We start from the raw sequence: 15,413 nt of genomic DNA on the forward strand, positions 1-15,413 counted from the left end.
CAGGCAGGTTTTTGCCTTGAACCGGCGGATCGGGGATGATCTTTCGATGGACGCCCCGCTCGACCGCACCGACCGCCGCCTCTTGGCCGCCTTGCAGGACGATGCCCGCCTGACCGTGGCGGAGCTGGCTGAGCGGGTCGCGCTGTCGCCCTCGCCGTGCTGGCGGCGGGTGCGCCGGTTGGAGCAGGCCGGGGTGATCAGCGGCTACCACGCGCGGCTGGACGCCGGCCGCCTGGGCCTGGGCATCACCGCCTTCGTCAGCGTGGTGATGGGCAGCCACACCCGCGAGGTCGCGCGTGCGTTCGAGGCCGCGGTGCAGGACATCCCGGAGGTGATCGCCTGCCACAACGTGTCCGGCGAGTACGACTTCCTGCTCGAGGTGGTGGCGCCGGACCTGGCCGCCTACGGCGAATTCGCGCGCAGCGTGCTGCAGGCGCTGCCGGGGGTGCGCGCGCTGCACTCGAGCTTCGCCCTGAAGCCGATCAAGACCGCGCGCCGGCTGCCGATCCCCGGCGCCTAAGCCTCAGCCGAGCAGCAGGCGCTCGACCAGCGTGGCGTACAGCGCGGGCAGGCGCTCGAGGTCGGCCACCCGCACGTGTTCGTCGACCTGGTGGATGCTGGCGTTGACCGGGCCGATCTCGACGCACTGCGCGCCCAGCGGGGCGATGAAGCGCGCGTCGGAGGTGCCGCCGCCGGTGCTCTCCTCCGGCGGGTGGCCGGCGAACCCGGCGAGCACCGCGCGCGCGACCGCGCGCAGGCGACCTTCCGGGGTGTAGAACGGCTCGCCGCCGCGGTGCCAGTGCAGGGCGTAGTCCAGCCCGTGCGCGCGCAGCACCGCCTCGCATTCGGCTTCCAGCTGCTCCGCGCGCCAGTGCGGGTTGTAGCGAAGGTTGAACAGCACCGCGAGTTCGCCTGGGATCACGTTGTTGGCACCGGTGCCGGCGTGCACGTTGCTGATCTGCAGGCTGGTCGGCGGGAACGATTCGTAGCCGTCGTCCCAGCGCCGGGCGGCCAGTTCCGCCAGCGCCGGCAGGGCCTGGTGGATCGGGTTGCGCGCCTTCTCCGGATAGGCCACGTGGCCCTGGATGCCGCGCACCGTCAGCGTGGCCGACAGCGTGCCGCGGCGGCCGACCCGCAGCAGGTCGCCCAGCATCTGCTTCGAGGACGGCTCGCCGGTGATGCACCAGTCGATGCGCTGGCCGCGTTCGCGCAGCACCTGCGCGACCTTGCGCACGCCGTCGATGGCCTCGCCCTCCTCGTCCGAGGTCAACAGCAGCGCGACTGTGCCCGGATGCGCCGGATGCGCGGCGACGAAGCGCTCCAGCGCCACCACGAAGGCCGCCACGCTGCCCTTCATGTCGGCGGCGCCGCGCCCGTACAGGCGGCCATCGCGCACTTCGGGAACGAACGGATCGCTGGCCCAGGCCGCGCGCGGGCCGGGCGGCACCACGTCGGTGTGGCCCAGCAGCAGCAGCACCGGGCCGCCGCGGCCGTGGCTCGCCCAGAGGTTGTCCACCGCCCCGAAACGCAAGTGTTCGACCGCGAACCCCGCAGCCTGCAGGCGCTGCGCGATCAACGCCTGGCAGCCGGCATCCTCCGGCGTCACCGACGGCCGCGCGATGAGGTCCTGTGCCAGCGCCACGACCTCGCTCATGTTTTGCTCCTGTCCGCTGCAGACCGGGCGTGCCGTCGCGCGTTGCGCGACGGCTGCCAGATCGCCATCAGTGCGGCGCCGATCAAGGCCCCGAAAAAGGCGACCCGCAGCTCCGGGCCGATGGTGTCGTGCCAGCCGAACAGCCATTCGCCGCCGGCCAGGGCCAGGAAGAAGCCCGCCACCGCACCTGCGCATGCGCCGAACACGCCTGCCGCGAGAATACGCAGCGCCGCCATCATCCGATCCCGAACAGCTTCTTGAAGCCGTTGTCGGAAAAGCCCTGCGCGATGCGGCCATCGTCCAGCACCACCACCGGGCGCCGAATCAGCTGCGGGTATTCACGCAGCAAGAGCTTCCATTCGGCATCGCTGCCGGGGGTCTTGCGGTGGGCGGGCAGCTGGCGCCAGGTGGTCGAGGACTTGTTGACGAGCGCGTCCCAGCCGCCGGCCGCATCCCGCCAGGCCAGCAGGGTCTCCGCCGGCTGCGGCTGCTCGCGGTAGTCCACGAACGCATGCGCCACGTCGAAGCGCTTGAGCCAGTTCTGCGCCTTCTTGCAGGTGTCGCAGGTCTTCAGTCCGTACAGGGTGACCATGTCCGCGCTCACTGGGCCAGCCCGCGCAGCAGCTCGTTGATCGAGGTCTTGCTGCGGGTGCGCGCGTCGACCTGCTTGACGATCACCGCGCAGTACAGGGAATGGCTGCCGTCGGCCGCCGGCAGCGAACCGGACACCACCACGCTGTAGGGCGGCACCCGCCCGTAGCCGATCTCGCCGGTCATGCGGTTGTAGATGCGCGTGCTCTGGCCGAGGAACACGCCCATCCCGATCACGCTGTGGTGGCCGACTACCACGCCCTCCACGATCTCCGAGCGCGCGCCGATGAAGCAGTGGTCCTCGATGATGGTCGGGCTGGCCTGCAGCGGCTCCAGCACGCCGCCGATGCCGACCCCGCCGGACAGGTGGCAGCCCTTGCCGATCTGCGCGCAGCTGCCGACCGTGGCCCAGGTGTCGACCATGGTGCCCTCGCCGACGTAGGCGCCGATGTTGACGAAGCTGGGCATCAGCACCACGTCCTTGCCGATGTGGCTGCCGGCGCGCACCACCGCGCCCGGCACCACGCGCGCGCCGAGCTTGCGGAAGTCGGCCTCGTCGAAACCCGCGAAGCGCGCCGGCACCTTGTCCCAGAATGGCGCCGGCTCGGCCTCGATCAGCTCCATCTCCTGGGTGCGGAAGTACAGCAGCACCGCCTTCTTCAGCCATTCGTTGACGCGCCAGCCGCCGTCGCCGTCCGGCTCGGCGACCCGCCAGCGGCCTTGCTCGAGGCCGGCGATCACGCGCTCCACCGCCGGGCGGGTGGCGTGCTCGATCTCCTCCGGGGTCAGCATGGCGCGCCGCTCCCAGGCGCTGTCGATCAGCGCGCGCAGCGCCTCCGCCTCGCTGGCGCGGGCGCCGCCGCGGCGGCCTCCGGCGGGGCGCGTGGCGGTGTCGTGGGCGTCGGCAGTGGGGGTCTGGTCCTTGTCCTTGCGGGTTCTCACGTGGGGTCTCCGTCGATGACGGCCAGCAGGGCCCGGCGCAGGGCCTGCCGGCGCGATTCGTCGCGCAGCGGCGCGTCGTGCTGGTCGCTGATCTGGAACAGGTCCTCGGCGCGCTCGCCGAAGGTGGCGATGCGCGCATCGTGCACGCGCAGGCCGGCCTCGCGCAGCACCCGGCTGATGTCGGCCAGCAGGCCCGGGCGGTCGGTGCACACCAGCGACAGCTGGGTGCGGCCCTGCTCGGCATCGCCGAATTCGATCCGCGGCGCGATCCGGAAGTGCTTGAGGTGGCGCGGCGGGGCGCGCCGCGCCGGGCGCACGCGGTCGAGGTCGGCGCCGGCGAGCACCTCGCGCAGGCGCTGCGCCACCGCCTCCGGGTCCTGCCCGCGCTGGCCGTCGGCCGGCACCAGCTCGAAGCTGTCGACCACGGTCCCGCCCGGCGCATCCAACAGGCGCGCGCGCTGGATCGCCAGGCCCAGGCGGTCGAGGGTGGCCACGATCGCGGCGAACAGGCCGTCGCGGTCGGGGGCGCGCACGAACACCTCCAGCGCGCCGGACTGCGCGGCGAGCGCGCGCGCGGCGACCCGCAGTTCGCCAGGGGCGGCCCCGCGCAGTTGCAGCGCCTGCCAGGCCACCGCCTCGGCGCGGCTGCGCATGAACACCTGCGCCGGCAACAGCGCCAGCAGCCGGCGCTGCTCGTCCTCCCCCACTCCGGCCGCGGCCAGCGCGGCGCGGGCGGCGGCGCGCACCTCGGCGGCGCGCTCCGCGGCGGCCACCGGGTGCTCCAGCCCGCGCCGCAGCGCTTGCCGGGTCGCGTTGTACAGGTCCGCCAGCAGGCGGTCCTTCCACGCGTTCCACAGCTTGGGCGAGGTGCCGGCGATGTCGGCGCAGGTCAGCAGGTAGAGCAGGTCCAGCCGCTCGCGGTCGCCGACCTGGGCGGCGAAGCGGTGGATCACGTCGGGGTCGGCGATGTCCTGCTTCTGCGCGGTCATCGACATCAGCAGGTGCTTCTGCACCAGCCAGGCCACCAGCGCGGTGTCGGCCGGGGACAGCCCGTGCGCGGCGCAGAACGCGCGCGCGTCCACCGCGCCCAGCTCGGAATGGTCGCCGCCGCGGCCCTTGGCGATGTCGTGGAACAGCCCCGCCAGCAGCAGCAGCTCCGGCTTGCGCAGCCGCGGCCACACGTCGTGCGCGATCGAGAAGCGCGGATCCGGCTGGCCGCCGGCGAAGCCCTCCAGGTTGCGCAGCACCATCAGGGTGTGCTGGTCCACGGTGTAGACGTGGAACAGGTCGAACTGCATGCGCCCGCTGACCCGCGCGAACGCCGGGATCCAGCGCCCGAGCACGCCCAGGCGCGCCATCCGCTCCAGCGTGCGCACCGGCTGCGGCCCGCGCAGCAGGTCCATGAAGCGCGCGCGCAGCGCCGCCGGCGCGGCCTCGTAAGCCGGGATCTCCGGCAGCAGCTGCGCCAGCGCGCGTGCAGTCTGGGTGTGCAGGCCGCGCAGGCCGGGATCGGCCGCCCACGCCGCGAACAGGGCAAACACGTGTGCCGGGTCCGCGGCCAGCCAGTCCGGCCGGCGCACCGCGAGGTAACCGCGCCGGCGCTCGAAGTCGGCGTCGATCGGCTCCGGCGCCGTGCTGCCCTCGAAATGCTCCTCGAACCGCTGCAGCAGGCGCTCGTCGATCCGGCGCACCACCGCGGCGCTGCAGTAGAACGCCTGCATCATCTGCTCCACGCCCAGCGCATCGGCGTCGTCGCGGTAGCCCAGGCGCGCGGCCAGCGCCTTCTGGTGGTCGAAGCGCAGGCGCTCCTCGCGGCGCCCGGCCACCAGGTGCAGGCCGAAGCGCAGCCGCATCAGCAGCTGGCGCTCGCGCTCCAGCGCCTGCGCCTCGTCCGCCCCGAGGTGGCCGAGTGCGACCAGCGGCCCCAGCTCGCGCACGCCGAAACTGCGCAGCGCCAGCCAGCCCAGGGTGTGCAGGTCGCGCAGCCCACCCGGGCCGTCCTTCAGGTTGGGCTCGAGGTTGTCGGAGGTGTCGCCGAAGCGCGCGTGGCGCAGGCGCTGCTCCTCGCGCTTGGCGAGGAAGAAGTCGCGCGCCGGCCACACCCGCTCCGGCGCGATCGCCGCCTGCAGGGCCGCGACTGCGGCGGCGTCCGCCTGCAGCGGGCGCGCCTCCAGCAGCGCGGTCAGCACGGTCTGGTCGGCGGCCGCGGCGGTGCATTCCTGCGCCGAGCGCAGCGCCTGGCTGGCGGCCAGCCCGGCATCCCACAGCAGCGCGTGCAGGCGCGCCAGCGCCCCGGCCTGCGCCCGCTGCGCCGGCGCTTCGGCCAGCACCAGCAGGTCGACGTCGGATTGCGGGTACAACTCGCCGCGGCCGTAGCCGCCGACCGCGAACAGCGCCAGTCCGGCCTCGCCGTCCGGCAGGCAGCGCCGCCAGGCACCGGCGACGATTGCATCCACCGTGCGTGCGCGCAGCGCGACCAGGCGCTCCACCGGCTCGCCGGCGTCGAACCGGCGCGCCAGCCGCGCGTCGGCCTGGGCCAGGGTCTCGCGCGCCTGCGCCGCCCACGCGGCATCGCCGTCGGTCCCGGCGGGAAGGGCGGCGGCCGCGGCGGGGACGGCGTCCGCCTGCATGCTCACAACTCGTTGTCGTCGCCGGGCAGGCGGGTCAGGATCTCCACCCCGTCGCGGGTGACCGCCACGGTGTGCTCCCACTGCGCCGACAGCTTGCGGTCCTTGGTGACCACCGTCCAGCCGTCCGGCAGCAGGCGGGTGTGCCGGCTGCCCTCGTTGATCATCGGCTCGATGGTGAAGGTCATGCCCTCCTGCAGCACCAGGCCCTCGCCCGGGCGGCCGTAGTGCAGCACCTGCGGGTCGTCGTGGTAGACCTTGCCGATGCCGTGCCCGCAGTACTCGCGCACCACGCTGAAGCGCTGCGATTCGGCGTAGCTCTGGATGGCGTGGCCGACATCGCCCAGGGTCGCGCCGGGACGCACCGCGCGGATGCCGCGGAACATCGCCTCGCGAGTGACCTCGACCAGCCGCCGCGCCATCACCGAAGGCGTGCCGACGAAGTACATGCGGCTGGTGTCGCCGTGCCAGCCGTCCTTGATCACGGTCACGTCGATGTTGAGGATGTCGCCCTCGCGCAGCACCTTGCTCGGGCTGGGGATGCCGTGGCAGATCACGTTGTTGACCGAGGTGCACACGGTCTTGGGGTAGCCGCGGTAGCCGACATTGGCCGGGATCGCGCCCTGCACGTTCACGATGTGGTCGTGGCAGATGCGGTCCAGCTCCTCGGTGGTGACCCCCGGCTTCACGTACGGCGCGACCACCTGCAGCACCTCGGCGGCCAGGCGGCCGGCTTCGCGCATCTTCTCGATCTCGGCCGGGGTCTTCAGGTGGATGTTCATGCGCCGATTATCGCGCATTTGCCCGCGCCCGGGGCCGCGGCTATACTTCACAAGCTTTTTAGCCGCCACGCCGGGCGCACCGGCGAATCCACACCCACCGGCAACCCCTGCTCCGGGGTGCCTGCGCAAGCAGGTTCGGCAGCAGTGACGGTGGGGAGGCCCAACCCCGGAACCTGCGCCCGCCCGCGCGGACGCACCGCCCATGCCCGGCGGCCGGTTCCCCTTCCGGAGACATGCAATGCCCCAGATCACCATGCGCCAGATGCTGGAAGCCGGCGTCCACTTCGGCCACCAGACCCGCTACTGGAACCCGAAGATGGCCCCGTACATCTTCGGCGCGCGCGGCAAGATCCACATCATCAACCTCGAGAAGACCGTCCCGCTGTTCAACGACGCGATGAACTTCATCAGCGGCGTGGCCCAGAAGCGCGGCATCGTGCTGTTCGTCGGCACCAAGCGCAGCGCGCGCGACGCGATCAAGGAAGAGGCCGAGCGCTGCGGCATGCCGTACATGACCCAGCGCTGGCTGGGCGGCACCCTGACCAACTTCGCCACCGTGAAGAAGTCGGTCGCGCGCCTGAAGGAGCTGGAGGCCGCCGAGACCGACGGCACCTTCCAGAAGCTGGTCAAGCACGAGGTGATGGCGCTGCGCCGCGAGCGCGAGAAGCTCGAGGCCAGCCTCGGCGGCATCAAGGACATGCAGCGCCTGCCCGACGCGCTGTTCGTGATCGACATCGGCCACGAGGACATCGCGGTCAAGGAAGCCAAGAAGCTGGGCATCCCGGTGGTGGCGGTGGTCGACACCAACTACGACCCGGCGCTGGTGGACTACGCCATCCCGGGCAATGACGACGCCATCCGCGCGGTGCAGCTGTACGCCCGCGCCGCCGCCGACGCGGTGCTGGAGGGCAAGGCCGCGGCGCCGTCCGCCGCGGTGGTGCGCGAGGACGAGTTCGTCGCCGTGGCCGAGGCCGCCGAGGGCGAGGACAAGAAGCCCGCGCGCCGCGCCCGCAAGGCCGACTGACGCGGCTTCATGCCGCGGTCACGCGGCCGCGCGATCCTGCGCGGCCGCGCCATCCACCCCCAGGCCGGCGCTGCCGGGCGCCGCTCGGCGCCGCCACGTCGGCCCACCACACCCCGAGGTCACCCATGGCAGAGATCACCGCTTCCCTGGTCAAGGAACTGCGCGAGCGCACCGGCGCCGGCATGATGGAATGCAAGAAGGCGCTCACCCAGAACGACGGCGACATCGACGCCGCCGCCGAATGGCTGCGCAAGCAGGGCCTGGCCAAGGCCGACAAGAAGGCCAGCCGCGTCGCCGCCGAGGGCCGCATCGCGCTGGCCCAGGACGGCGGCAAGGCGGTGCTGGTCGAGGTCAACTCCGAGACCGACTTCGTCGCCAACGATGCCAACTTCAAGGCCTTCGCCGACGCGGTGGCGCAGGCCGCGCTCAGCTCCGGCGCGGGCGACGTCGAGGCCCTGAAGGCCGCCACGCTGGCCAGCGGCGAGAGCGTCGAGGAAGGCCGCGCGGCCGCGGTCGCCAAGCTCGGCGAGAACATCCAGGTGCGCCGCCTGGTCCGCATCGACAGCGCCCACAACGTGGCCGCCTACGTGCACGGCGGCAAGATCGGCGTGCTGGTCGAGGTCGCCGGCGGCGACGCCGACTTCGCGCGCGGGGTGGCCATGCACGTGGCCGCCATGAACCCGCCCTACAACAAGCAGGCGGACGTGCCGGCCGAGTTCATCGCCAAGGAGAAGGAGATCGAGCTGGCGAAGATGAGCGAGAAGGACCGCGCCAAGCCGGCCGAGATCCTGGAGAAGATCATCAGCGGCAAGCTGGCCAAGATCGTCAACGAGGTCAGCCTGTACGGCCAGCCGTACGTGCTCAACACCGACCAGACCGTGGAGCAGGCGGCCAAGGCCGCCGGCGCCGACGTGCTCGGCTTCACCCGTCTGGTGGTCGGCGAGGGCATCGAAAAGCCGGTCGAGGACTACGCCGCGGAAGTGGCCAAGGCCATGCAGGTCTGACCCTTCGGGCGATAGCGCAAGACACCCGGGAAAACCCGCCGCGAGGCGGGTTTTTCCGTTCCGCCGCAGCGCCGCGACTGCCGCGCCGGCGGGCTTCCGCTAGAATTTCGCCGTTTGCCAGCCGGAGCCCGCCATGTCCGCCCTCGCCTACCGCCGCGTCCTGCTCAAACTGTCCGGCGAGGCGCTGATGGGGGAGGAGGACTACGGCATCGATCCCAAGGTGCTTGATCGCCTCGCGCGCGAGGTGATCGAGGCGCGCGAGGCCGGCGCCGAGATCGCGCTGGTGATCGGCGGCGGCAACATCTTCCGCGGCGCCGGGCTGGCGGCCGCCGGCATGGACCGCGTCACCGGCGACCAGATGGGCATGCTGGCCACCGTGATCAATGCGCTGGCGATGCAGGACGCGCTGGAGAAGCTCGGCGCCAAGTGCCGGGTGATGAGCGCGATCAAGATCAACGACGTGTGCGAGGACTACATCCGCCGCCGCGCCGTGCGCCACCTCGAGAAGGGCCGGATCACCATCTTCGCGGCCGGCACCGGCAACCCGTTCTTCACCACCGACTCCGGCGCCGCGCTGCGCGCGATCGAGATCGGCGCCGACCTGCTGCTGAAGGCGACCAAGGTGGACGGGGTGTACGACAAGGACCCCAAGAAGCATGCAGACGCCGTCCGCTTCGACGCGCTGCGCTACGACGAGGTGATCGCGCGCGACCTGCAGGTGATGGACACCGCCGCGTTCGCGCTCTGCCGCGACGCCGGGCTGCCGCTGCGGATCTTCGACATGGCCCAGCCCGGGGTGCTGCTGCGGATCCTGCGCGGCGAGCCGGTCGGCACCCTGGTCCACGCCGGCTGAGCGCCCCGCCGCCACGACGCCCGCCGCCGTAATAGTGTCCGCGCGCGGCGCATGGCAGGCTGCGCGCATGCACGGCCACCACCACGCCCACGACGCGACCCGCGCCTTCGCCTGGGTCACCCTGCTCAACCTCGCCTACACCGCGGTCGAGGCCGGCTACGGCTTCGCCACCGGGTCGCTGGCGCTGCTGTCGGACGCGCTGCACAACGCCGGCGATGTGCTCGGCCTCGGTCTGGCCTGGGCCGCCGCGGCGCTCGCCCAGCGCGCGCCGACCGCCCGCCACACCTACGGCTGGCGGCGCGCGACCCTGCTCGCCCCGCTCGCCAATGCGGTGGTGCTGGTCGGCTTCTCCGGCGCCCTCGGGTGGGAGGCGCTGCGCCGCTTCGCCGCGCCGCCGCAGGTGCCCGGCGCCACGGTGATGGTGGTGGCCGCGATCGGGATCGCGGTCAATCTCGGCGCCGCCTGGCTGGTGCGCGACGGCCACGCCCACGACCTCAACCGGCGCGCCGCGTTCCTGCACCTGGTGGCCGACGCCGCGGTGTCGCTGGCGGCGGTGCTGGCCGGCGCCGGCATCCACTGGCTGGGCTGGGAATGGCTGGATCCGGCGACCGCGCTGCTGGTCGCGCTGGTGGTCGCGGCCGGATCGTTCGGCCTGCTGCGCGACGCCTTCGCGGCCGCGATGGACGCGGTGCCGCGCCACCTCGACCGCGGCGAGGTCGAACGCTGGCTGCTGGCGCAGCCGGGCGTGCGCCAGGCCCACCACCTGCACATCTGGTCGCTGGGCACCGGCGAGATCGCGCTGACCGCGCACTTGGTGCGCGAGGACGCCGGCGACCACGACGCCTTTCTCGACCGCCTGGCCGAGGAACTGGACGCACGCTTCGGCATCAATCACCCGACCATCCAGATCGAGCGCGGCGGCGACTGTGCCCACGACTGCATCCAGCGCGCCCCGCACGGGCGCGCGCACGACCATGCCCATGCGCACGCCCACCCGCATCCCCACGCGGGAGGCCAGCACCGGCACTGAGGCGCGGCCCGGCTCGCATATAATCCCGGGGTTGCCCCATTCCCGGAGCCCGTCGATGCTGAACGAGATCAAGAAGGACGCGCAGGCGCGGATGGCCAAGAGCGTCGAGGCGCTGCGCCACAACCTGGTCAAGGTCCGCACCGGCCGCGCCAGCACCGGCCTGGTCGATACCATCAAGGTCAACTACTACGGCGCGGACATGCCGCTGTCGCAGGTCGCCAGCGTGTCGGTGGCCGACGCCCGCTCGATCACCATCACCCCGTGGGAGAAGCAGATGGTCGGCGCGATCGAGAAGGCGATCCTCGCCTCCGACCTCGGCCTCACCCCGAACACCGCCGGCACCGTGATCCGCCTGAACCTGCCGCCGCTGACCGAGGAGCGCCGGCGCGAGCTGGCCAAGGTGGTGCACCACGAGGGCGAGGACGCCAAGGTGGCGATCCGCAACATCCGCCGCGACGCCAACCACCACGTCAAGGAACTGCTGAAGGACAAGCAGATCACCGAGGACGAGGCGGCGCGCTGCGAGCAGGACATCCAGAAGCTGACCGACGCCGCCATCAAGGACGTGGACGAGGTGGTCAAGGCCAAGGAAGCCGAGCTGATGGCGGTCTGAACCGCCGCGCCGGCGCCCGCCCATGCCTGCCGCCCGCCGCCGCCCACCGCCGCGCCGCGCGCCCCGGCCCACCCCCGGCCGGCCGCCGCGCGCATGAGCGCCGCCGCGCCGCTGCCGCGGCACATCGCCATCATCATGGACGGCAACGGGCGCTGGGCGCGCCTGCGCCGGCGCCCGCGCCTGGTCGGGCACCGTGCCGGCGCGCGTGCGGTGCGCGCCTGCATCGAGCTGTGCCTGCAGCGCGGCATCCCGGCGCTGACCCTGTTCGCGTTCTCCAGCGAGAACTGGCAGCGCCCGCCGGAGGAAGTACGCGGGCTGATGAAACTGTTCCTCGGCGTGCTCGAGCGCGAGGTGGACGACCTGCATGCGCGCGGGGTGCGGCTGCGCTTCATCGGCGAGCGCGCGCGCTTCGAGCCGGCGATCCGCGCGCGCATGGCCGCCGCGGAGGCCCTGACCGCCGGCAACGCCCGCCTGCAGCTCACCGTCGCCGCCGGCTATGGCGGCCGCCAGGACATCGCGCGCGCCGCGCGCGCGCTGGCCGAACAGGTGGCCGCCGGCCGGCTGCGCCCGGAGCAGATCGACGAGCACCTGCTCGGGACGCAGGTGGCGCTGGCCGACCTGCCGCCACCGGACCTGTTCATCCGCACCGGCGGCGAGCTGCGCATCAGCAATTTCCTGCTGTGGCAGCTGGCCTACACCGAGCTGTGGTTCACCCCGGTGCTGTGGCCGGACGTGGACGCCGCGCTGCTGGAACAGGCGCTGGCCGACTATGCCGGGCGTGAACGCCGCTACGGCCTGACCAGCGAGCAACTGGCGCAGGGCGGCACGGAGCACGCGGCATGACCCGCACCCGCCTGCTGGCAGCGCTGGTGATGGCGCCCGCAGTGATCCTGGCGGTGCTGCTGGCACCGACCCCGCTGCTGGCGGCGCTGGCGGCGGCGGTGTTCCTGATCGCGCTGTGGGAGTGGCTGCGTCTGGCCGAAATCAGCGACACCCTCGCCCGCACCGCCCTGCTGGCCTGCAACGTCGCGCTGATGGCGGCCCTGGCCTGGGGCTCGCGCACCCGCGACGGCGGCAGCCTGGCCCTGCTGCAGCTGGCGGTAGTGATCGGGGTCGGCTGGTGGCTGCTGGCCCTGCTGTGGCTGCGCCATCCCGGCTTCGCCGCCGCCCACGACGGACCGGCGCGGATGGCCAAGCTGGCCGCCGGCAGCCTGGCGGTGATCCCGGCCTGGTGCGCGCTCGCGCTGATCCACGCCACCCCCCCGAACGGCCACCGCTGGCTGCTGCTGGCGCTGTGCCTGGTGTGGGCGGCCGACACCGGCGCCTATTTCGCCGGCCGTCGCTTCGGCGGGCGCTGGTTCGGCGGGCGCCGGCTGGCGCCGCGCATCAGCCCGAACAAGACCCTGGAGGGGCTGGCCGGCGGCCTGCTGCTGGTGCTGCTGGTGGCGCTCGCCGGCGCCCCGCTGGCCGGGGCGAGCGCCACGCAGTTGCCGGCGGTGGCGCTGGTGGCGCTGGCGACCGCGCTCGCGGCGGTGCTCGGTGACCTGTTCGAGAGTCTGCTCAAGCGCCAGGCCGGGGTGAAGGACGCCGGCGACCTGATCCCGGGGCACGGCGGCCTGCTCGACCGTCTCGACAGCGTGCTGGCGGCGCTGCCGGTGTTCGCCCTCGGCAAGGCCTGGCTGGGGTTCTGAGCCATGCAGCGCGTCGCCGTGTTCGGGGCCACCGGTTCGATCGGCACCTCCGCGCTGGACGTGATCGCACGCCACCCGCAGGCGATGCGCGCCAGCGTGCTGGCCGCCGGACGCCAGGTGGAGGCGCTGCTGGCGCTGTGCCGCCGACACCGGCCGGAGCACGCCGTGATCGCAGATCCTGCGGCCTACCCGGCGCTGCGCGACGGCCTGCGCGCCGCCGGGCTCGCCACCGAGGCGCATGCCGGCGATGCCGCGCTGGCCGCGCTGGCCGCCGGGGAGGCCTGCGACACCGTGGTCGCAGCGATCGTCGGCGCCGCCGGGCTGCCCTCCACCCTGGCTGCGGTGCGCGCCGGCAAGCGCGTGCTGCTGGCCAACAAGGAATCGCTGGTGCTGGCCGGCGAGCTGCTGATGCAGGCCGCGCGCGCGGGCGAGGCCACCCTGGTGCCGATCGACAGCGAGCACAACGCGGTGTTCCAGTGCCTGGCCGGGGCCGGCGAGGCGGCCGCGGTCGCGCGCATCACCCTGACCGCCTCCGGCGGCCCGTTCCGCGGCTGGTCGCGCGCGGCGCTGGCCAGCGTCACCCCGGCGCAGGCGGTGGCGCACCCGACCTGGGCGATGGGCCCGAAGATCTCGGTCGATTCGGCCACCCTGATGAACAAGGGGCTGGAGGTGATCGAGGCGCACCACCTGTTCGGCCTGCCCCCGGAGCGGATCGCGGTGCTGGTGCACCCGCAGTCGCTGGTGCACGCGCTGGTGGACTACGTGGACGGCAGCTGCCTGGCCCAGCTCGGGCGGCCGGACATGCGCACTGCGCTGGCGGTCGGGCTCGGCTGGCCGCGCCGGCTGGCCTCCGGGGTGCCGCTGCTGGACCTGCTGGCGCAGGGCGGCCGGCTCGACTTCGAACCCCCGGACACCGAAGCCTTCCCCTGCCTGGCGCTGGCCTATGCCGCGCTGCGCGCGGGCGGCGCCGCGCCCGCGGTGCTCAATGCCGCCAACGAGGAGGCGGTTTCAGCCTTTCTTCAGGGCCGGATCGGTTTCCTGTCCATCCCCGACATCGTCCGCCACGCCCTCGACCACATGCCATCGCATGCCGCCGGCTCGCTGGAGTCGCTGCTGGAGGCCGACGCGCGCGCCCGTGCGCACGCGCGCGCGCGCATCGCCGCCCTGTCCGCCGGAGGCAGCGCATGAGCGGGGTGCTCGGTTCGGTGTGGTGGATGCTGGTCGCGCTCGGGGTGCTGGTCACCTTCCACGAGTTCGGCCATTACTGGGTCGCGCGCCGCTGCGGGGTCAAGGTGCTGCGCTTCTCGATCGGGTTCGGCCGCCCGCTGTGGACGCGGCGCGGGCGCGACGGCACCGAGTACGTGATCGCCGCGATCCCGCTCGGCGGCTACGTGAAGATGCTCGACGAGCGCGAGGCGGAGGTGCCGCCGGAGCAGCGCCCGCTGGCCTTCAACAACAAGCCGGTGTGGCAGCGGATGGCGATCGTGGCCGCCGGCCCGCTGGCCAACCTGGTGCTGGCGGTGGCGCTGCTGTGGGCGATGCTGGTGATCGGCCGCCCCGACCATGCGCCCATCGTCGGCCAGGCCCAGGGCCTGGCGGCGGCGGCCGGGCTGCAGCCCGGCGACCGCCTGCTGGCGGTCGGCACCCGCGCCACCCCGACCTGGAGCGAGGCCGAACTGGCGCTGGCGGTGGCCGCGCTCGATCGCGCGCCGGTCACGCTGGAAGTGGCCCGGCCCGGCCGCAGCACCCCGCTGCGGCGCACCCTGCCGCTGCAGCAACTGCCGGCGCGGATCGACGAGACCCGCACCCTCGCCGCGATCGGGCTGACCCCCCGCCACCTGCTGGTGCCGGCGGTGGTCGGCAAAGTGGTCGAAGGCAGCCCCGCCTGGGGCGTACTGGCCGAGGGCGACACCATCACCGCGATCGACGGCCACCCGGTCACCAGCTTCGAGGACATCGCCCCGCTGCTGGCGCGCCTGGGGCAGCGCGGCGGCCCGGGCATGGTCGAAGTGCTCCGCGACGGCGAGCGGCTGGCGCTGGAGCTGACCCCGGCACGCGAGGTCGGCCGCGACGGCCAGGTGCACTGGCGGCTCGGCATCGCCAACGCGCCGCCGCCGCGCCCGGCCACCGACGCGGTGCTGCGGCTGGGGCCGCTGGCGGCGGTGCCGGCGGCGGTGCGCGAGACCGGCTACCAGGTGCGCCAGCTGCTGGGCATGCTCGGGCGCGCCTTCAGCGGCGCGGTCTCGGTGCAGAACACGGTGTCCGGGCCGATCACCATCGCCCAGGTCGCCAACGGCTATGCCAGCCTCGGCCCGGCCTGGTTCCTGAACTTCCTGGCCCTGCTCTCGATCAGCCTGGCCATCCTCAACCTGCTGCCGATCCCCGTCTTGGACGGGGGTCACCTGCTGTATTACCTTATCGAACTGGTCATCGGCCGCCCGCTGGGCGACCGCGTGGTGGCCGCGGGCCAGTACATCGGCCTGGCCCTGCTGGCCGGCCTGATGGGGCTGGCCTTCTACAACGACATCCTGCGGCTGGTGTCGTGACGCGCCGTCCACCCCGCGCCGGCGTGCCGGCGTCCGGCCAATCCACCGTGCTTGCC

At 73.2% G+C, this 15,413-nt stretch carries 16 protein-coding genes; 10 read left to right on the top strand and 6 right to left on the bottom strand.

Going from position 1 to position 15,413, the window contains the following annotated elements; genetic code table 11:
- Window positions 1-46 precede the first annotated feature (46 nt).
- Window positions 47-520, top strand: coding sequence for an Lrp/AsnC family transcriptional regulator (locus tag ML340_RS04080; protein WP_240096929.1), 474 nt, complete (start codon window positions 47-49; stop codon window positions 518-520).
- Between the two features lie 3 nt (window positions 521-523).
- Here the strand turns inward: ML340_RS04080 and dapE are convergent, their stop codons facing one another.
- From dapE to map, 6 genes are read right to left on the bottom strand one after another with little or no spacing between them, the layout of a single operon-like run.
- Window positions 524-1,654 (bottom strand): succinyl-diaminopimelate desuccinylase, encoded by a 1,131-nt coding sequence (dapE, locus tag ML340_RS04085; RefSeq protein ID WP_240096931.1) that lies wholly within the window; start codon window positions 1,652-1,654, stop codon window positions 524-526.
- The gene (locus tag ML340_RS04090; protein WP_240096933.1) at window positions 1,651-1,890 is read right to left on the bottom strand and encodes a hypothetical protein; all 240 of its coding nucleotides are present in this window, start codon (window positions 1,888-1,890) and stop codon (window positions 1,651-1,653) included. The genes dapE and ML340_RS04090 overlap by 4 nt, the downstream gene beginning before the upstream one ends.
- Window positions 1,890-2,246, bottom strand: a complete 357-nt coding sequence (locus ML340_RS04095; RefSeq protein ID WP_240096935.1) for a Spx/MgsR family RNA polymerase-binding regulatory protein — start codon at window positions 2,244-2,246, stop codon at window positions 1,890-1,892. Before ML340_RS04095 ends, ML340_RS04090 begins: the two co-directional genes overlap by 1 nt.
- Before the next feature lie 8 nt (window positions 2,247-2,254).
- Window positions 2,255-3,244, bottom strand: coding sequence for a 2,3,4,5-tetrahydropyridine-2,6-dicarboxylate N-succinyltransferase (gene dapD, locus ML340_RS04100; RefSeq protein WP_240097209.1), 990 nt, complete (start codon window positions 3,242-3,244; stop codon window positions 2,255-2,257).
- The gene (gene glnD / locus ML340_RS04105; protein ID WP_240096937.1) at window positions 3,184-5,817 is read right to left on the bottom strand and encodes a [protein-PII] uridylyltransferase; all 2,634 of its coding nucleotides are present in this window, start codon (window positions 5,815-5,817) and stop codon (window positions 3,184-3,186) included. Before glnD ends, dapD begins: the two co-directional genes overlap by 61 nt.
- A gap of 2 nt (window positions 5,818-5,819) precedes the next feature.
- Window positions 5,820-6,596, bottom strand: a complete 777-nt coding sequence (gene map, locus ML340_RS04110; protein ID WP_240096939.1) for a type I methionyl aminopeptidase — start codon at window positions 6,594-6,596, stop codon at window positions 5,820-5,822.
- Window positions 6,597-6,834: 238 nt separating this feature from the next.
- Here map and rpsB point away from each other — a divergent pair, with 238 nt between their 5' ends.
- The 9 genes from rpsB (at window position 6,835) to rseP (ending at window position 15,357) form a co-directional block, all read left to right on the top strand.
- On the top strand, window positions 6,835-7,620 hold the full coding sequence (gene rpsB / locus ML340_RS04115) for a 30S ribosomal protein S2 (protein ID WP_240096941.1): 786 nt from the start codon (window positions 6,835-6,837) through the stop codon (window positions 7,618-7,620).
- A 125-nt stretch (window positions 7,621-7,745) separates the two neighbouring features.
- Window positions 7,746-8,624 (top strand): translation elongation factor Ts, encoded by an 879-nt coding sequence (tsf, locus tag ML340_RS04120; RefSeq protein ID WP_240096943.1) that lies wholly within the window; start codon window positions 7,746-7,748, stop codon window positions 8,622-8,624.
- A gap of 133 nt (window positions 8,625-8,757) precedes the next feature.
- Window positions 8,758-9,477, top strand: a complete 720-nt coding sequence (pyrH, locus tag ML340_RS04125; protein ID WP_240096945.1) for a UMP kinase — start codon at window positions 8,758-8,760, stop codon at window positions 9,475-9,477.
- Window positions 9,478-9,544: 67 nt separating this feature from the next.
- Window positions 9,545-10,507: a cation diffusion facilitator family transporter gene (locus tag ML340_RS04130; RefSeq protein WP_240096947.1), complete on the top strand. Its 963-nt coding sequence runs from the start codon at window positions 9,545-9,547 to the stop codon at window positions 10,505-10,507.
- Window positions 10,508-10,562: 55 nt separating this feature from the next.
- Window positions 10,563-11,120, top strand: a complete 558-nt coding sequence (gene frr, locus ML340_RS04135) for a ribosome recycling factor (RefSeq protein ID WP_240097210.1) — start codon at window positions 10,563-10,565, stop codon at window positions 11,118-11,120.
- A gap of 93 nt (window positions 11,121-11,213) precedes the next feature.
- Window positions 11,214-11,963 carry a polyprenyl diphosphate synthase gene (gene uppS, locus ML340_RS04140; protein ID WP_240096949.1) on the top strand — a complete coding sequence of 250 codons (750 nt, stop codon included), beginning with the start codon at window positions 11,214-11,216 and terminating at the stop codon, window positions 11,961-11,963.
- On the top strand, window positions 11,960-12,811 hold the full coding sequence (locus ML340_RS04145; RefSeq protein ID WP_240096950.1) for a phosphatidate cytidylyltransferase: 852 nt from the start codon (window positions 11,960-11,962) through the stop codon (window positions 12,809-12,811). Before uppS ends, ML340_RS04145 begins: the two co-directional genes overlap by 4 nt.
- 3 nt (window positions 12,812-12,814) lie before the next feature.
- Window positions 12,815-13,999 (top strand): 1-deoxy-D-xylulose-5-phosphate reductoisomerase, encoded by a 1,185-nt coding sequence (gene dxr, locus ML340_RS04150; RefSeq protein ID WP_240096952.1) that lies wholly within the window; start codon window positions 12,815-12,817, stop codon window positions 13,997-13,999.
- Window positions 13,996-15,357 carry an RIP metalloprotease RseP gene (gene rseP / locus ML340_RS04155; RefSeq protein ID WP_240096954.1) on the top strand — a complete coding sequence of 454 codons (1,362 nt, stop codon included), beginning with the start codon at window positions 13,996-13,998 and terminating at the stop codon, window positions 15,355-15,357. Before dxr ends, rseP begins: the two co-directional genes overlap by 4 nt.
- The last annotated feature ends 56 nt before the right edge of the window (window positions 15,358-15,413 follow it).

The sequence above is a fragment of the Thermomonas flagellata genome (assembly GCF_022419185.1).
Classification (GTDB): domain Bacteria; phylum Pseudomonadota; class Gammaproteobacteria; order Xanthomonadales; family Xanthomonadaceae; genus Thermomonas; species Thermomonas flagellata.